Here is a 16145-nt window from a genome sequence, read left to right on the forward strand (position 1 = left end):
CGGGGCTGTGGTTGCCGGCCAGCGGCCGGCACTAACGGACCTCAGCCGCGCAGGGTGGCGCCGCCGTCCACGTACAGATCGCTCATCGCCACATGCCCGGCCTGGTCGGAGAGCAGGAACATCACCGAATGGGCGATATCCTCCGGGGTGGCGAGTTTGCGCAGTGGGATGCCGGCCTTGTAGATCTCCGGGCTGCCGGCGATCACCCGCTCGGCACCGTGCTCGTCCTGCCACATGCCGGTCTGCATCGGGGTCAACGTCGAGCCCGGGGCGACGATGTTGCAGCGGATGCCCAGCGGCGCCAGTTCCAGCCCGAGGCAGCGGGTGAACATGGTGGCGGCGGCCTTGGATGCCGCATAGGTGGCCATGCCGTGCCGCGGCACGCCGGCTGCATTCGAGCTGACGGTAACGATCGCGCCCCGCCGGCGCGGCGACATCACCCGCGCCAAGGCACGCCCTACGTGGAACACGCCATCGGCGTTGACCGCGAACACCCGGCGCCAGTCGGCGTCGCCGGTCTCGGCGACGCGGCCCACGTGCAGCACGCCGGCCACGCTGGCGGCCAGCATGATCGGCCCGATGCTGGACTCGACCTGATCCACCAAGGCGTCCACTGCGGCGCTGTTGGCTACATCAAGTGCGAGCGACGTCACCCGGCTATCGGCCACGCGCGGCGCCTCGCGATCAGTCGCCACCACGATGCAACCGGCCTCGACCAACAGCCGTACCAGTGCCTCGCCGATGCCTCCGGCGGCACCGGTCACCAGTGCCACGCGACCTTCAAAACCGGTCAATTGCATGTTGCGGTCTCCTGTTGCTCGTCCCAGTGGCGCAACCGCGTCGACAACCACGGTGCCAGCTGCGCCACCGCGTCGCGGCCGGTCAGCTCGGCATGCAGGAACGGCAGTTCCAGCGCCTGCACCTTGCGTGCGTGCGTCCGCCACAGCGCCGACTGCAGCTGTGGCCGCGCCTGGTGATCCCGGCCCGCGCGGACGTGCACCAGGGTGCCGTCGAACGGTTGGTGGATGTGTTCGCGGATCAGCCGATTGGTACCGGTCACCGCGCGCACCACGCCGTCGAGCACCACATCCGGCAGGCTGCCCAGTGCACTACCGCCGCGACGCAGGAACGCGAGAATGCGTTCACGGCTGTCCAGTTCCGGATGCGCATCCGGATCGTGGCCGGCGATCGCGAGCAGTGCCCGCAGTGCGGCGATGGCATCCGGTTCCGGCTCGGCCCGCCAGCACTCGCTGGGATAGGCATCCAGCAGCACCAGTTCGCCGACGTCGCGGCCGATCTCATGCAGGCGCACCGCCATCGCCTGGGCGAGGATGCCGCCCACCGACCAGCCCAGTAGATGCACCGGCCCCTTCGGCTGCAGTGCGACCACGCGCTGTACGTAGTCGTTGGCCATCGCCTCGATGCTGCTCGGCAGTGGCAGCCGCGCGTCCAGTGCCGGCGACTGCAGGCCATACACCGGGCGGGCGGGTTGCAGTGCCCGGGCCAGGCTGCGGTAGTTCCAGGCGATGCCACCGGCCGGGTGCAGCACGAACAGCGGCGTGGGTCCGGCAGCGTCGGTCGCGGCCAGCGCGATCACCGGCCCCAGTGCGTGATCGGCCAGCGCGGGCGGCTCGGCAATGCGAACCGCCAACGCGGCCACGGTGGGCTGCGCGAACAAGGCGCCCAGGCCCAGATCGCAGCGCCAGCGCTGCTCGATGGCCAGCAGCAGGTGCACCGCCGACAGCGAGTCACCGCCGAGACTGAAGAAATCCGCATCCACCGCCACCGGCGCTTCACGCCCCAGTGCCTGGGCAAACAGCAACGCCAGTTCCTGTTCCAACGGTGTGCGTGGTGCCAGTCCAGCGACTTCATGCTGCGGGGGCTTCGGCAATGCGTTGCGGTCGAGCTTGCCGTTGGCGGTCACCGGCCAGTGTTCCACGCCCACAAACGCCGAGGGCACCATGTAATCCGGCACGCGCGTGGCCAAGTGGCTGCGCAGCACTACCGCGTCGGCAAGCGCCACGGGCACATAGGCCACCAGGCGAGCATCGCCGGGCGCATCCTGGCGCAGCAGCACTTCCACGCGCTCCATGCCCGGCAGTTCGCGCAGTGCCGCCTCGATCTCGCCCAGCTCGATGCGCAGGCCACGCAGCTTCACCTGGTGGTCGCTGCGGCCCAGGTACTCGACCGCGCCATCGTGGCGCCAGCGCGCGAGGTCGCCGGTGCGGTAGATGCGCTCGCCCGCCAGGAAAGGATCTTCAAGGAAGCGCTCGGCGGTCAGATCGTCGCGACCAAGATAGCCGCGTGCCAACTGCACGCCGCCCAGGTAAAGGTCACCGGCCACACCGACCGGCACCGGCTGCATCCGGGCATCCAGCACGTACAGGCGGGTGTTCCAGACCGGGAACCCGATCGGCACCGGCCGCGAGCGATCCTGCGCCGACGCCGGCCAGTAGCTGACATCCACTGCGGCCTCGGTCGGGCCATACAGGTTGTGCAGTTCAGCGTGCACGCGCGCATGGAGGCGGTCGCGCAACGCAGCGTCCAGCGCCTCGCCACTGGTGAATACCCGGCGCAGCGCCAGGCCTTCAGAGGCGGGTGCCGCGAGGAAAGCGTCGAGCATCGACGGCACGAAATGCGCCGTGGTGATGCCATGGCCACGGATCAAGCATGCCAGTTCAGTGGGATCGCGGTGCGCGTCCGGCCCAGCGACCACCAGGGTGGCCCCGCACAGCAGCGGCAGGAAGAACTCCCAGACCGAGACATCGAAGGTCGCCGGGGTCTTCTGCAGCACGCGGTCATCGGCGCCGATGCCGTAGTGCTCGCGCATCCACAGCAGGCGGTTGACGATCGCGCGGTGTTCGACGACCACGCCCTTGGGCTCGCCGGTCGAACCGGAGGTGTAGATCACATAGGCCGCATCGCTGGGCGCCGGATCGGCCCACGGCGCGGCGAAGCTCAGCGCGGTCCACTGCTCCGGCGCCAGCACTGGCACGCCGGCCACGCGCGTCGCTACGTCCGCCGCAGCCAGTACACACACCGGCTGTGCCGACGCAAGAATACGCCCCAGCCGCTCGTCGGGATGGGCAAGGTCCAGCGGAAGATAGGCCGCGCCTGCACGCAGCACCGCGACCAGCGCGATCACCAGCTCCAGCGAGCGCGGCAATGCCACCGCCACCACGCTGTCCGGGCCGACATCCATTGCCCGCAGCTGTGCCGCCAGCGCGAAACTGCGCGCTTCCAGCGTCGCGTAATCCAGCGTCGTATCGCCGAACACCAGCGCCGGCGCGTGCGGGTCGCGGTCCATGCCCTGTTGCAGCAGCTCGACCAGGGTGGTCTCCGGCAGCGCGTGCGCAGTGGCATTGAAACCCTGCAGCAGCTGCAGCGCCTCCGCGGGCGTCGCCAGGGGCACGGCGGCGATATCGTCAGCCTGCAATGCCGCCGACACGAAATGCAGCAGCCGCGCCGCGTGCGCCTCGACCTCCTCACGGCTGTACAGCGCGGGATTGGCCTCGATCTCCAGATCGAGAAGGTGCTGGCCATCGCCACGGAACCCAAGTGTCAGATCATCCACCGGCCCGGTGCACAGCACCTCCAGCGTCGCCTGCACGCCGGTCAGCGCCAGCGGCTTGTAGAACGGCTGCACATTCACCAACGGACCGTGCAGGCGCTGCTGCGCGCCGACCAGGCCCAGGTCCCGGCGCAGCTGCTCACCGCGGTAACGGCCGTGCTTGCGACCCTGGCTGAGCTGCCGGCCCAGGCCGAGGGTGAAGGCCTCGACGCTGCCCTCGCCGGCCGCTACGCGCAGCGGCAACACGTTCATCACCATCGCCGGCACCCGCGCCGACGCGTTGCCGAGCCGCCCCATGTAGGGCACGCCCAGTACCACTTCATCGGCAGCGCTCATCCGCCGCAGGTACTCGGCCGCCAGCGCGGCCAGCACATCCGGCCAGGGCTGCAGCCAACGTGCCGACGCCTGCAGCAACGGCTCACGGAAGGCCGCATCGAGCGGCTGCACCCAGCGCAGCGCGTCGTCACTGGCCGCGAGCGTGCCGGCCAGGCCTACGCCTGCCGGTGCGCCCTGCATGTGCGCACGCCACCACTGTCCGGCCTGCGCGCGGCGCGGGTCGGCGCGATACGCGGCATCATCGGCCAGCACGCCCGCCAGCCCCGGCAGTGACTCACCGGTACGACCGGCATACAGCGCGCACACCCGATCAGTAAACAGCGCCATGCCGTAACCATCGGCCGCCAGATGATGCACGCGCAGGTACCAGACCCAGCGCAGGCCCCCCAGATCGAACAGTACCTGCTGGCTGATCCGGTCCCGGGTGGGATCGACCGGGCTCAGCCGGTCGGCGTGCATCAGGTTGCGTGCCGCAGCGGCGGGATCCGCCTCGGTGGACACATCGCGCACCGAAAGCAACGGCACGTGTGCCGGATCATGCCACTGCAGCGGCTGGCCATCGGCGCCCTCGGCAAAGCGCAGCGCGAAGGCCTGGGCCTCGACGGCAGCCTGGTCTGCCGCTGCAACGAATGCGGCCACGTCGAGCGGGCCGTCGATCCACACCGCGTGCGCGGTATTGAACGACGGATTGCCCGGCGCCAGCCGCTGTGCGAACCACAGTCCGGCCTGGGCCTCGGTCAGCGCCACCGGCGTGGCCAGCGCGACGGCGTTCATGCGTGCTGCGCGGCCTGCAGGTGCTGCACCACGCCCCACCACTGGCGCAGCGTGGTGTGCTCGGCCAACTGCCAGAATTCCAGCGGCAGGCCGGTGTTGCCCCAGGCCAGAACCAGGCCGAGCATGCGCATCGAGTCGAGGTCCAGGTCGATCAGGTTGTCGTCGTCACCGATCTCGGCCGGCGTGCACTCCAGCACGCGCGCGACGTCGGCGCGCATCCGCTCCAGATCCAGCACCTCACCGGTGGCCGTCATCACAGCACCTCCAGCAGCTGATCGGTGGTCATCGGCACACCGCAGGTGCGCGCGATCCAGTGCAGCGCCTGATCGTGGTCGGCGCGCGAGAAGTCCGCCACCGCATCGGCGGCGATGAAGGCCTCGATGTCACGCTGGAAGGCCTCGACCACGGTCGCGGTACAGCCGATATGGGCGTACACGCCGGTCACCAGCAGCTGGTCACGCCCACGTACCCGCATCAGCGTCTCCAGGTTGCTGCGCTGGAAGGCGCTATAGCGATGCTTGACCAGCACATGCTCGCCCGGCTGCGGCGCCAGCGCCTCGATGATCGGCTCATGGTCGGCGCTGCGACGCATGCCCGGTCCCCACAGGTCGGCCTGCAGGCCACGGTCACGCCGGTCCTGGTCGCCATGCTGGGCGGTGTAGAACACCGGAATGCCCTGCGCGCGGCAGTGCGCCAGCAGGCGCACGATGTTGTCCACCGCCGGCCGCAAGGGCGTGCTGCCGGCGTCGAATGCCGCCAGGAAGAAGCGTTGCATGTCGTGCACCAGCAAAGCCACACGATCGCGCTGCGGGCGCCACGGGCCACGCGCCTGCGGTAGTTCGGCGGCGGTCGGCAAGGGATAGTCGGTGATACGGGGCAGCGCCATCAGCGCGTTCCTCCTGTCTGTTGCAGATGACGCGCACGCAGTTGCGCGCGCAGTTCGCGGCGGCTGATCTTGCCGACCGCCGTGGTATTGAAACTGTCGACGAACACGATCTGGTCGGGCACCTTGAACGCAGCCAGACCGCGCCCGCGCATCCACGCCTTCAGCGCCGGCGCCTTGAATGGCTCGCCCTGCGGAATCACGAAGGCACAGCTGCGCTCGCCCAGGTACTCATCGGGAATGGAGACCACGGCGGCGTCGAACACGCCGGGGTGGGCCAACAGGTGGTCTTCGATCTCTTCGGCGGAGATCTTCTCGCCCGCGCGGTTGATGTGGTCACCGGCGCGGCCCTGCACCACCAGGTAGCCCCCGGGCAGCTCCTGCACGCGGTCGCCGGTGCGATAGAAGCCGTCGTCGGTGAACGAGCGGGCATTGGCCACCGCATCGTTGTGGTAGCCACGGATCGTGTACGGGCCACGGGTGAGCAGATGCCCCACCTCGCCTTCGGCCACCGGCTGGTCATGGTCATCGACCACGCGCACTTCGTCATCCGGGCTGATCGGCCGGCCCTGGCAGGCCACGATCAATTCTTCCGGATCATCCAGCCGCGTGTAGTTGACCAGGCCTTCGGCCATGCCGAACACCTGCTGCAGCGTGCAGCCAAGGCCTTCGATCACCCGGCGTGCGGCTTCCGGGACCAGTTTGGCCCCGCCTACCTGCAGTACCTGCAGGCTGGACAGGTCATGCCTGCTGCTGGCGGCGGCCTGTGCCCACAGCAGCGCCAGGGGCGGCACCAGCCCACAGCAGGTCACCTTCTCGCGGGCGATCAACGGGAAGGCCGCATCCGGACCGGGGCCGGGACTGAGCACCACGCGGGCGCCGGCATACAGCGCGCCGAAGAAGCCGGGCGAGCTCATCGGGAAATTGTGCGCGGCCGGCAGCGCGACCAGATAGACGCTGTCGCGGTTGATGCCGCAGAGGTCATTGCTGGCACGGAACGAGTAGATGTAGTCGTCGTGGGTACGCGGAATCAGCTTGGACAGCCCGGTACTACCACCGGAAATCTGCAGGAACGCCACCGACTGCGGGTCCGGATCGGGCGGCAGCTGGCTGCGGTCACCCTGCAGCGCCTCCAGCGCGAAGAACTCCGCCGCATCGCCGTCGATCACCACATGGCGCACTGCCGGGACCTCGGCCTGTAGTGCCCGCGCCAGCCCGCGATGATCGAAGCCATCGTGCAGTGCCGTGGTGATGTAGGCACTGGCTTCGGCCTTGTTGGCGAAGTGCGCCAGCTCGGTGATGCGGTGCGCCGGCAGCGCGTACACCGGCACCAGGCCGGCCCGGAACAGGCCGCAGACCGTGGTGATGAAGCCTGCGGTGTTGCCCAGCTGCACCAGCACCCGTTCGCCAGGCTGCAGGCCGAGGGCCAGCAGGCCGGCACCGATGCGCCCGGCCTCGTGCCATAGCTGCGCGTAGCTCAGGCGAACATCACCGGCGACCACTGCGATGTCGTCGGCATAGCGTTCTGCACGTTCGCGCAGGAACGCCGGGAACGTCTCGCCACGCCAGTGACCGGCTTCGCGATAACGCGCCACCAGCGCGTCGGGCCACACCTGCTGCAGTGGCAGGCGGGAAAAGTCAGCGGAGGTACTCATGCGGCAGGCTCGTTGGTGGACGCGAATGCATGGACACCCAGCGCGTTCAACAGGGCAGCGAACTTCGCTGCGGTTTCGGCCACCTCGGCCTCGGGTTGCGACTCGGCGACGATGCCGGCGCCGGCAAACAGGCGCAGCTGCGTGCCCTGCAGGCGCGCGCAGCGGATCGCCACGTACCAGTCGCCGTCACCCTGCGCGTCCAACCAGCCCACGGCGCCGGCATAGAAGCCGCGCGGTACCGGTTCCAGTTCGCCGATGCGCTGCAGTGCCGCCAACCGCGGCGTACCGCAGACGGCCGGCGTGGGATGCAGCTGCGCCAGCAGCGCGGCCGCCGATGCCTGCGGATCCTTCAGGGTGGCATGGATGCGGGTACCCAGATGCCACATGCTGGCGGTGGCATGCAGCGCTGGGCGCGGCTGCGCATCGATGTGGCTGCAGTACGGCGCCAGGCCGTCGACGATGGCCTCGACCACATGGCGGTGCTCGTCGTGGTCCTTGGTCGAGGCCAGCAACGCCTGCGCGGCCCGCTCGTCCTCGGCGGCATCGATGCTGCGCCGCGCGGAGCCCGCCAGCGGGTGCGACAACAGCTCGGCGCCACGCTTGCGCAGCAGCAGTTCCGGCGTCGCGCCCACCAGCCAGGCGGGCGCCTGCCCCGGCGCCACCGGCAACGGCACCGCGTAGGTCGCCACCGAAGGATCCGCGCCCAGGCGTGCCAGCAGCACCTCGGGGGAAAGTGACTGCCGCGTGCGTGCCAGCAGGCTGCGCGCCAGCACCACCTTCTGCAGGTCCAGTCCGGGCGCGCGCAGTACCTGCACCGCAGCCGCCACCGACGCCGCGTATGCCTCGGGCGCGGGCTCGGCCTGCAGGGCACCCTCCAGCGCCGGCGCGGCCTGCGGCGGCAACGGCAGGGCTGGCAGCAGGCGCTCGGGCTGGTACAGCGCGTCGTCGGCACGCGGTTCGAATGGCACCGCACCGACCAGCAGGCCCGGGCCGCCACGCTGATGCGCGAAGAAGGCCGAAACGCGCTCTCCGAGCGTCGCCAGTGCACCGGCCGGCAGCGTGGCGCGGCAACCGCGTGCGTGCACGTGCTGGCCGGCGTGCTGCAGCAGGAACAGCGACGCGTCGTCGGTGCCTTCCTGCGGCGCGGGCGCAGCCTCCGGCCACGTGCCCTGGATCAGGGAATCGTTCATGGGGTCTCCTTCATCCGATGCACTGCAGCCAGCGCGCACAGCAACAGCAGCAACGCGCCGACCAGCAGATATGGCAGGCTGGGCCCGCCGCGATACAACAGCGTGCCGAGCATCGGCCCGGCCACCATGCCCAGCCCCTGCGCGGCAGCGACCGTGCCTGCCGCAGCGCCCTGCTCATGCGCTTCCACCGCGTCGGCGGCCAGCGCCTGGAACGAGGGGAACACGAAGCCCATGCCGAACGCGGCCAGCGCATAGGCCGCCGGCAACTGCCAGCCCTGCTGCACGCCCGCCACCGAAGCAAAGCCCATGCCGGAAATCAGCGCGCCGAGGACGATCCAGCGGCGTGGATGGACCTCCAGCTTCATCACCAGCGCCTGCGCCAGGATCAGGCCGACGCCGACGGCGGTAAGTGCAATGCCTGCCATGCGTGCACCAGCGGCGGCATCCAGGCCCAGCCGATCAATCGCGAAGAAGCCGACCGTGACCTGCGCGATGGTGACCGAGACCATGGCGATGAACGCCGCCAGCTGCGGCAGGCGCAGGCGCGGGTCGAGGCGGCTCATCGGCGCGCGGCGCTGCAGGGAAGCACCTACCACCGGCGGCGTCGCTGGCAGCCGCCAGGCCAGCAATGCCAGTGCCAGCAACGGCAGCAACGCGGCCACGTACAGCGCCAGCGAAAGGTTGGTATAGGCAAGCCAGCCGGCAGTGGCCGGGCCGAGCACCATGCCCAGCGCATTGGCGCTGCCCAGGCGGGCGAGGAATTTCGCACGTTGGCCGGTCGGTGCCTTGTCGGCAATCAGTGCCGCTGCGGTAGGCGGCACCGCCGCGTAGAACAGGCCGATCAGGCCTCGCGCACCGACCAGCACCAGCACCGATACCAGTACCGGCGGCACCGCCTGCAGGGCAACATCGATGAACACCGCCAGCGCGATGTAGACCACGGTGTAGGCGCTCATCGCCAGTGTCAGCACGCGCTTGCGGCCGATGCGGTCGCTGAGCTGGCCCCAGGGGCGCGCGGCCAGCATCCACAACACGCCCGCGGCGGTGACCGACAGTCCGGCATGCCACTCGGACAGGCCGAGCATGCGGACCACCGGGCCAATCACGGCGACAAAGGACATCATCGCCATGGTGCCGATCAGGGCGGCCAACACCAGCGCCGGCAAGCCGGGAACGACGGGACGTGCGTGCATGGAACACCAGCCGTAACAGGAAGGGATCGCCGGGCGCACCTGCGCCCCGCCCGGCGCCGGCCCTGCTCAGGACCGGACGCCGTCCTCAAATGATAACGGCTCGTATTTGCATTTGATACCCATTCTCTTGAACGGGCACGCAACAGCGACTTCAGCGCACGGCACGCAGGCCCAGCAGGCCACGGCGCTTGAACCACCACTCCAGCGGCAGCGTCACCAGCGGCGGGATGGCCGCCAGCAGCGCCAGGGCACTGGCCCACCACGGCCAGCGCAGGCGCACCGCCGCGAACAGCGTCACCGCCACATAGACCAGGAAGGCCACGCCGTGCAGCGGGCCGAACAGCTTCACCAGCGCCATGTTGGCGATCGGGCCGTATTTCATCCACATGCCGATGAGCAGGCCGGCCCAGGTCACGGCCTCGATGAAGGCGACCGCCGCGAACAGGCGTCCGGTAGGGTGTAGGGGGGAACGTGGGGTCACACGGGGCTCCGGCAGCGGGGCATCAAATGCAAATGATACGCAGATGCGAACCGCATATGGAGTCGAGCCGTGCTCGACTGCTGGAGCGTGTCCAGCAAGGTGGACACCTACCGAAGCGTGTATGGCAGAACGTGCTCACCGATCTCGCGCAGCACTGCATCCATCGGCCGCCCGTTGTCGACCAGGTTGAACATCACATGCGCCACGCCCTGCGCATGCACGCGCAACAGATAGTCACGCAGGCCATCGCGGCCGACCTTCAGGCCCAGCGGCAGCGACTCGGCGGGCGCCTGCGGATCGGCCTGCAGATCCAGCAGCATCGACTGCACGAACGGCTTGCCTGGCCCACCGCGCTGCATCAGCGCCTGCTGCCACAGACCGATGCGCCCTTCCTGCGCGGCTTCCTCGCGATGATAGGTGGCCCAGCCCTCGGCCTCACGCGCGATCCACTGCAGGCTCTGCCGCGCCGTGCCCACCACCAGCATCGGAATGCGCGTGGCCGGCGCCGGCAGCACGTCGAAGCCACCCGTGGCCTGCAGTACGGCGGTCCGCTCATCGGCCTCCGGTGACAGCGCCGCGCGCAACAAGGTCCAACGATCACGGAACGTCGCCGCCCTGCCCTCCAGGTCCTCACCGAAGGCGGCGAACTCTTCCGGGCGGTCGCCCGAACCCAGGCCCAGCACGAACCGCCCGTCACTGATCCGGTCCAGACTCAGTGCCGACTTCGCCACCTGCAACGGCTGGCGCAACGGCAGCACGATGGCGGCGGTACCGACCACGATGCGCCCGGTCGCGGCGGCCAGCATGCCCAGCCACAGGAAGGGATCGTCCAGCGCACTTGCTGTCGCGTCTGGTCCCTGAGGCACCATCAACGGCACATCGCGCGCCCACAACGCGGCAAAACCAAGATCGTCGGCCAGCCGCGCAATGCGCCGCGCCGCGCCCGGATCGGCCAGCCCGTGCGCCGCAACGGGCGTCATCAGGCCCAGGCTCAATCCCTGTTGCGGAAACAACGAAGCGTAGGCGGCATTGAATTCACTCATGCGACCAGCTTAGCGTGCAGGCACCGGGCGACGATGACACGCCACGCACCACAGGAAGAACGCTGCATGCCGAGGATCCGCCCCGCCCACATTGATGACCTGCCCGCGATCAGCGCGGTATGCCTGGCCGCATTCACTGCGGCGGTCGCGCCCTCGCTCAGCGCGGCCGGCATCGCCACCTTCGGCAGTGTCGCCGCCGCCGACGCGTTCGCTGCACGCCTGCAGGGCGACAACCACATCCTGATGGCCGAGCAGGACGACCGCATCGTCGGCGTGGTCGAGCTGAAGGAAGGCCGCCACCTGGCGATGCTGTTCGTCGATCCCGGCTGCCAGGGCCAGGGCATCGGCCATGCCCTGTTCGAAGCCGTGCTGCCGCACCTGCGCACCCCGGTGCTGACCGTGCGCGCCTCGCTCAACGCAGTGCCTACCTACCTGCGCTATGGCTTCGAGCTGGACGGTGATGTCGGCGAGTTCAACGGGTTGGTGTACCAGCAGATGGTGCGGGCAGCCGCCTGAGGGCAGCGGGTGTCATGCCCCGCTGCACGGCCGATATAAGCAAACTGAATCAGCACACTCCCCGGCCATTCCTACAATGGCCTGTCCCCCCTTCGAGATGCCGCCGATGCGCGTCGCGCTTTCCGTGTTGCTGCTGGCTTCGGCGCTGAGCGCCTGCACCCCGGCCCCGGTGTCCACCGCCAGCTCCGCCGAGGCGCCCGCGCCCGCGCCGGCGTCCGCCATCGCCTGGCGCCAGGGCGATGTGGACGATGCCTTCGCCGAAGCCGCCGACAGCGGCAAGCCGGTGCTGCTGTACTGGGGCGCGGTCTGGTGCCCACCGTGCAACCAGCTCAAGGCCGGCCTGTTCAAGGACCCGGCCTTCATCGCGCTGACCGGCAAATTCGTGCCGGTTTACCTGGATGGCGATGAGGAAGGTGCGCAGGCCTGGGGCGAACGCTTCGGGGTGCGCGGCTATCCGACCCTGATCGTGCTGGACCCACAGCGCAATGAACTGACCCGCGTGGCCGGCGGCAACGACGCGGCCGAACTGACCCGTGCGCTGACCGTCGCGGCCGGGCGCCGCAGCGCCATCGCCGCCACCCTGGCAACGGCACTGGCCACGCCGGACAAGCTGGCCGCCGAAGACTGGCAGGTGCTGGGCGACTACGGCTGGGAAGTCGACGCCAACCGCCTGGCCGGCGAGCGCAAGAGCCAGGACGTGCTGCGCCAGCTGTCCAAGGCCGCACCCGACGCGGCGCTGCAACGCCGCTTCGCCCTGCTGGCCCTGGCCACCGCCGACACGCCCGCCAGCTCGCCCACCGAGGTGCGTGAGCTGCTGCAGGCCCTGCTGGCGCAACCTGCCGAAGTCCGTCGTAACCGCGAACTGCTGGGCTACGCGGGCGCGACGCTGGTCAAGCAGGCCAGCGCCGGCCCGGCCACCAGCAACACGCTGGGGCAGCAGCTGCTGGTCGCGCTGGAGCGCGCTGATGCCGAACGCGGCGACCGCGCCGACGACGCATTGTCGCGCGCACTGACGGAAGTATCGCTGGCCCGCCAGCAGCAGCCGAAGGGCGCACTGCCCGCGGCGCTGGTTGAGCGGGTCAAGCAGCGGGTGGCCGCTGCCGATGCGGCCGCCACCGATGCGCACGCACGCCAGGCGACGATCAGCAGCGCGGCGTACGCATTGCGCCAGGTCGGCGACGACGCGGGCGCCGAGGCGCTGTTGCTGGCCGAGCTGAAGCGCAGCGAGCAGCCGTACTACTACATGCCCGAACTGGCCGAGCTGGCCGAACAGCGCGGCGATACCGCCGGTGCGCTGGAGTGGTTGAAGCGCGCCTACGACGGTGCACAGGGCCCGGCCACCCGCGTGCAGTGGGGCGTGCTGTACGTGGAAGGGTTGCTGAAGCTGGCACCGGACGACGCACTGCGCATCGAGCAGGCCACCGCCTCGCTGATCGCCGAACTGGAGGCGCAGCCATCGGGCTATCACCAGCGCACCCGCCAGCGCTTCGAGCGCCTGGCCGGGCAGTTGAAGGCCTGGAGCGGCAAGCACCAGGGCACGGAGACGCTGGCACGGTTGCAGCAGCGGATGCAGCAGGCATGCGGCGATCAGGCCGACAGTGGGTGCAGGGATTGGCTGAGTTGAGGTACTGAAAGGTAGTGCCGGCCGCTGGCCGGCAATCGGGGCGAGTCGGGTTGCCGGCCAGCGGCCGGCACTACCACGCCTCGATGTCCATCGCTTCTGCTCTTGACCTCAACCATTGTTGAGGTGCGATAACGATCTCCGCGCGGCCAGCCCCTGGCCTTTCCCATGGAGATTGTTTCGATGTCGTACTCGCTTCCCCCGCTCCCCTACGCCTACGACGCCCTTGAGCCGCATTTCGATGCGCGCACGATGGAGATCCACCACGGCAAGCACCACCAGACCTACGTCAACAACCTCAATGCCGCCATCGAGCAGGCCGGCATCGCCGAGCAGCCGGTCGACGTGCTGATCGCGAACCTCGACGCCGTGCCCGAGCCGCAGCGTGGCGCGGTCCGCAACAACGGCGGTGGCCACGCCAACCACAGCCTGTTCTGGACGGTCCTCAGCACCCACGGTGGTGCACCCGATGAGGAACTGGCCGCGGCCATCGACCGTGATCTTGGTGGCTTCGCTGCCTTCAAGGACGCCTTCAGCAAGGCCGCGCAGACCCGCTTCGGCAGCGGCTGGGCCTGGCTGACCAGCGATCGCGATGGCCGCCTGCAGGTCGAAAGCAGCGCCAACCAGGACAGCCCGCTGATGGGTGCAGCCGTCGGCATGTCCGGCAACACCCCGATCCTCGCACTGGACGTCTGGGAACACGCCTATTACCTGCACTACCAGAACCGTCGCCCGGACTACATCGGCGCGTTCTTCAACATCATCAACTGGGCCGAGGCCGGCCGGCGCTACCGCCAGGCCAGGGCCTCATGAGCGGCGAGACATTGCCGTACGCCGGGCCGTGGGCGGGGGTGTTCCCCGCCCCGGCCCCGGTGCCGTCGGTCGAGATGCCGCCGCGCGCCCTGCGGCGGCTGCTCGGTCACTTTCCGACCGGCGTGGCCATCGTCTGCACGCGCGATGCGCAGGGCAAACCCATCGGCCTGACCATCAATTCGTTCGTACCGGTCTCGCTGCAACCGCCCCTGGTGCTGTGGAACCTGGCGTTGCATGCACAGAGCCTGTCCACCTTCCAGCGTGCCCGCCGCTTTGCGATCAGCGTGCTGGCGGCCGACCAGGAAGCGCTGGCCCGGCGCTTTGCCGATCCGCAGGTCCGCAATCGCTTCGACGGCCTGGCATTGCTGGATGACGACGACGACGCCCCACCCCGCATCGCCGGTGCGGTGGCGCATCTGACCTGTACCCGCCACGCACAGTGGCCGGTGGGCGATCACCTGCTGCTGGCCGGCCGCATCATTGACGTGCACGAGAACGGCGGTGCTCCACTGCTGTTCCATCGTGGCCGCTTCCAGCCGGGACCGACCGAACTGATGGTGGAGGTCCGCTGATGGACATCGAAGCATTGGAATGCATGCTCGCCGCCGGCAAGGACGGCGCGCTGCTGCGCTTCGGCCTGGGCAAGGGCTGGCTGGATGCCGGCAACCCGGTGCGCGCGGCCACCCATCTGGGTCGCTGCGTGGTGCTTGATTCGCAGTACTCGGCGGCGTGGAAGCTGCTCGGCAAGGCGTGGCTGGCCAGTGGCCAGCCGCAGGCGGCGCGCGAAGCGTGGCAACGGGGGCTGAGCGTGGCCGGCAGCAAGGGCGACCAGCAGGCACGCAGGGAAATGCAGGTGTTCCTGCGACGCCTGGACCGCGAGCAGGCGGACCTGGCGAACGCGGGCTGAGCCGATCAGCCCGCGTTGGCCGATGCCGGTGCCGGTGCCGACATGATGTCGGCCATCGGCAGGCGGCGCGGCTTGCTCGGGAACGCGTGGCGCAGGATGCGCCAGACCACCTGGCCGAACTGGCGCGGCAGCGAGCCGTTGTTGTAGTGCTGGCCGTAGCGGCGGCAGATGTCCTTCACTTCCTTGGCGATGGCCGCGTAGCGGTTGGCTGGCAGGTCCGGGTAGAAGTGGTGCTCGATCTGGTGGCTGAGGTTGCCCGACAGCACGTTGATCAGGAAGCCGCCGCTGATGTTGGACGAACCACGCAGCTGGCGCAGATACCAGTGCCCGCGCGACTCATTGCGCAGGCATTCCTTCGGGAAGGTCTCCGATTCGGCGGTGAAGTGGCCGCAGAAGATGATCACGTAGGTCCAGATGTTGCGCAGGCCGTTGGCCACCAGGTTGCCCAGCATCACGGTGAGGAAGAACGGGCCGGCCAGCAGCGGGAAGAACACGTAGTCCTTCAGCACCTGGCGCAGCATCTTGCGCGCCACCGGTCGCGTCTGCAGCCACATCGCACGGGCGCTCATGCGGCCCTTGAACCAGCGGCCCAGGCGCAGGTCCTGCGCGGCCACGCCCCACTGGAACAGCAGTGCGAAGATCGGCGCGATGATCGGCTGCAGCAGGTAGAACGGCTTCCAGCGCTGCTCCGGGAAGATGCGCAGCAGGCCATAACCGATGTCATCGTCCATGCCACGCACGTTGGTGTAGGTGTGGTGGCGGAAATTGTGGGTCTTGCGCCAGTTGTCGGCGGTGGCCACGATGTCCCACTCATAGGTATTGCCGTTGAGCTTGGGGTCGCCGGTCCAGTCGAACTGGCCGTGCATCACGTTATGGCCCAGCTCCATGTTCTCCAGGATCTTCGACAGCGCCAGCAGCAGCGTGCCGGTGATCGCGGCCGGCCACAGCAGCGGCATCCAGAACAGCGGCGAGAACGCCGCCAGGAACAGCAGGCCACGGCCACCCACGCCGAACCAGCGCACGGCGGCGGCCACGCGGCGGATGTAGCGGGTATCGGAGGCGCCGAGGCTGCCGATCACACGGTCGCGGATCGCGTCGAGTTCCTCGCCGAAGGCATGCATCTCGGCAGTACTCAGGGCACGGTCGGTAGCGCGGGTCATGG

Annotated in this window: 15 protein-coding genes; 5 read left to right on the forward strand and 10 right to left on the reverse strand. The window is 69.3% G+C overall.

Annotated elements, in window-relative coordinates; all coding sequences use genetic code 11:
* Positions 1-41: 41 nt before the first annotated feature.
* The 9 genes from NSQ78_RS12900 to NSQ78_RS12940 form a co-directional block, all read right to left on the reverse strand.
* A complete protein-coding gene (locus NSQ78_RS12900; RefSeq protein ID WP_064238701.1) occupies positions 42-800 on the reverse strand; it encodes a 2,3-dihydro-2,3-dihydroxybenzoate dehydrogenase in 759 nt (252 codons plus the stop codon).
* A complete protein-coding gene (locus NSQ78_RS12905; protein WP_149901799.1) occupies positions 791-4681 on the reverse strand; it encodes an enterobactin synthase subunit F in 3891 nt (1296 codons plus the stop codon). The genes NSQ78_RS12900 and NSQ78_RS12905 overlap by 10 nt, the downstream gene beginning before the upstream one ends.
* A complete protein-coding gene (locus NSQ78_RS12910; RefSeq protein WP_064238703.1) occupies positions 4678-4935 on the reverse strand; it encodes a phosphopantetheine-binding protein in 258 nt (85 codons plus the stop codon). The genes NSQ78_RS12905 and NSQ78_RS12910 overlap by 4 nt, the downstream gene beginning before the upstream one ends.
* The gene (locus NSQ78_RS12915; protein ID WP_064238704.1) at positions 4935-5567 is read right to left on the reverse strand and encodes an isochorismatase family protein; all 633 of its coding nucleotides are present in this window, start codon (positions 5565-5567) and stop codon (positions 4935-4937) included. Before NSQ78_RS12915 ends, NSQ78_RS12910 begins: the two co-directional genes overlap by 1 nt.
* Positions 5567-7219, reverse strand: a complete 1653-nt coding sequence (locus NSQ78_RS12920; protein ID WP_064238705.1) for an AMP-binding protein — start codon at positions 7217-7219, stop codon at positions 5567-5569. The genes NSQ78_RS12915 and NSQ78_RS12920 overlap by 1 nt, the downstream gene beginning before the upstream one ends.
* A complete protein-coding gene (locus NSQ78_RS12925) occupies positions 7216-8409 on the reverse strand; it encodes an isochorismate synthase (RefSeq protein ID WP_308306472.1) in 1194 nt (397 codons plus the stop codon). The genes NSQ78_RS12920 and NSQ78_RS12925 overlap by 4 nt, the downstream gene beginning before the upstream one ends.
* Positions 8406-9602, reverse strand: coding sequence for an MFS transporter (locus NSQ78_RS12930; RefSeq protein ID WP_064238707.1), 1197 nt, complete (start codon positions 9600-9602; stop codon positions 8406-8408). Before NSQ78_RS12930 ends, NSQ78_RS12925 begins: the two co-directional genes overlap by 4 nt.
* Positions 9603-9753: 151 nt before the next feature.
* Positions 9754-10083, reverse strand: a complete 330-nt coding sequence (locus tag NSQ78_RS12935; protein ID WP_064238708.1) for a DUF3817 domain-containing protein — start codon at positions 10081-10083, stop codon at positions 9754-9756.
* 107 nt (positions 10084-10190) lie between these two features.
* Positions 10191-11126, reverse strand: a complete 936-nt coding sequence (locus NSQ78_RS12940; RefSeq protein WP_064238709.1) for a TIGR03571 family LLM class oxidoreductase — start codon at positions 11124-11126, stop codon at positions 10191-10193.
* Positions 11127-11192: 66 nt separating this feature from the next.
* Between NSQ78_RS12940 and NSQ78_RS12945 the strand changes: the two genes are divergently transcribed.
* The 5 genes from NSQ78_RS12945 (at position 11193) to NSQ78_RS12965 (ending at position 14983) form a co-directional block, all read left to right on the forward strand.
* Positions 11193-11642, forward strand: coding sequence for a GNAT family N-acetyltransferase (locus tag NSQ78_RS12945; RefSeq protein WP_149901798.1), 450 nt, complete (start codon positions 11193-11195; stop codon positions 11640-11642).
* A gap of 97 nt (positions 11643-11739) precedes the next feature.
* A complete protein-coding gene (locus tag NSQ78_RS12950) occupies positions 11740-13266 on the forward strand; it encodes a thioredoxin family protein (protein WP_064239658.1) in 1527 nt (508 codons plus the stop codon).
* Positions 13267-13446: 180 nt separating this feature from the next.
* Positions 13447-14076 (forward strand): superoxide dismutase, encoded by a 630-nt coding sequence (locus NSQ78_RS12955; RefSeq protein WP_064238711.1) that lies wholly within the window; start codon positions 13447-13449, stop codon positions 14074-14076.
* Entirely contained in the window at positions 14073-14648 is a 576-nt protein-coding gene (locus tag NSQ78_RS12960; protein ID WP_064238712.1) for a flavin reductase family protein, read from the forward strand. The genes NSQ78_RS12955 and NSQ78_RS12960 overlap by 4 nt, the downstream gene beginning before the upstream one ends.
* Positions 14648-14983: a hypothetical protein gene (locus NSQ78_RS12965; RefSeq protein WP_064238713.1), complete on the forward strand. Its 336-nt coding sequence runs from the start codon at positions 14648-14650 to the stop codon at positions 14981-14983. Before NSQ78_RS12960 ends, NSQ78_RS12965 begins: the two co-directional genes overlap by 1 nt.
* A 5-nt stretch (positions 14984-14988) precedes the next feature.
* Here NSQ78_RS12965 and NSQ78_RS12970 read toward each other — a convergent pair whose 3' ends face one another.
* On the reverse strand, positions 14989-16143 hold the full coding sequence (locus NSQ78_RS12970) for an acyl-CoA desaturase (protein ID WP_049465397.1): 1155 nt from the start codon (positions 16141-16143) through the stop codon (positions 14989-14991).
* Between the last annotated feature and the right edge of the window lie 2 nt (positions 16144-16145).

The organism is Stenotrophomonas sp. FSL W7-1447 (assembly GCF_037966425.1).
GTDB lineage: Bacteria > Pseudomonadota > Gammaproteobacteria > Xanthomonadales > Xanthomonadaceae > Stenotrophomonas > Stenotrophomonas pavanii.

What these genes read in the sequence shown, in the direction of transcription:
- NSQ78_RS12900 (WP_064238701.1), bottom strand. Translation starts at nt 800, where the DNA reads ATGCAATTGACCGGTTTTGAAGGTCGCGTGGCACTGGTGACCGGTGCC.
- NSQ78_RS12905 (WP_149901799.1), bottom strand. Translation starts at nt 4,681, where the DNA reads ATGAACGCCGTCGCGCTGGCCACGCCGGTGGCGCTGACCGAGGCCCAG.
- NSQ78_RS12910 (WP_064238703.1), bottom strand. Translation starts at nt 4,935, where the DNA reads ATGACGGCCACCGGTGAGGTGCTGGATCTGGAGCGGATGCGCGCCGAC.
- NSQ78_RS12915 (WP_064238704.1), bottom strand. Translation starts at nt 5,567, where the DNA reads ATGGCGCTGCCCCGTATCACCGACTATCCCTTGCCGACCGCCGCCGAA.
- NSQ78_RS12920 (WP_064238705.1), bottom strand. Translation starts at nt 7,219, where the DNA reads ATGAGTACCTCCGCTGACTTTTCCCGCCTGCCACTGCAGCAGGTGTGG.
- NSQ78_RS12925 (WP_308306472.1), bottom strand. Translation starts at nt 8,409, where the DNA reads ATGAACGATTCCCTGATCCAGGGCACGTGGCCGGAGGCTGCGCCCGCG.
- NSQ78_RS12930 (WP_064238707.1), bottom strand. Translation starts at nt 9,602, where the DNA reads ATGCACGCACGTCCCGTCGTTCCCGGCTTGCCGGCGCTGGTGTTGGCC.
- NSQ78_RS12940 (WP_064238709.1), bottom strand. Translation starts at nt 11,126, where the DNA reads ATGAGTGAATTCAATGCCGCCTACGCTTCGTTGTTTCCGCAACAGGGA.
- NSQ78_RS12945 (WP_149901798.1), top strand. Translation starts at nt 11,193, where the DNA reads ATGCCGAGGATCCGCCCCGCCCACATTGATGACCTGCCCGCGATCAGC.
- NSQ78_RS12950 (WP_064239658.1), top strand. Translation starts at nt 11,740, where the DNA reads ATGCCGCCGATGCGCGTCGCGCTTTCCGTGTTGCTGCTGGCTTCGGCG.
- NSQ78_RS12955 (WP_064238711.1), top strand. Translation starts at nt 13,447, where the DNA reads ATGTCGTACTCGCTTCCCCCGCTCCCCTACGCCTACGACGCCCTTGAG.
- NSQ78_RS12960 (WP_064238712.1), top strand. Translation starts at nt 14,073, where the DNA reads ATGAGCGGCGAGACATTGCCGTACGCCGGGCCGTGGGCGGGGGTGTTC.
- NSQ78_RS12965 (WP_064238713.1), top strand. Translation starts at nt 14,648, where the DNA reads ATGGACATCGAAGCATTGGAATGCATGCTCGCCGCCGGCAAGGACGGC.
- NSQ78_RS12970 (WP_049465397.1), bottom strand. Translation starts at nt 16,143, where the DNA reads ATGACCCGCGCTACCGACCGTGCCCTGAGTACTGCCGAGATGCATGCC.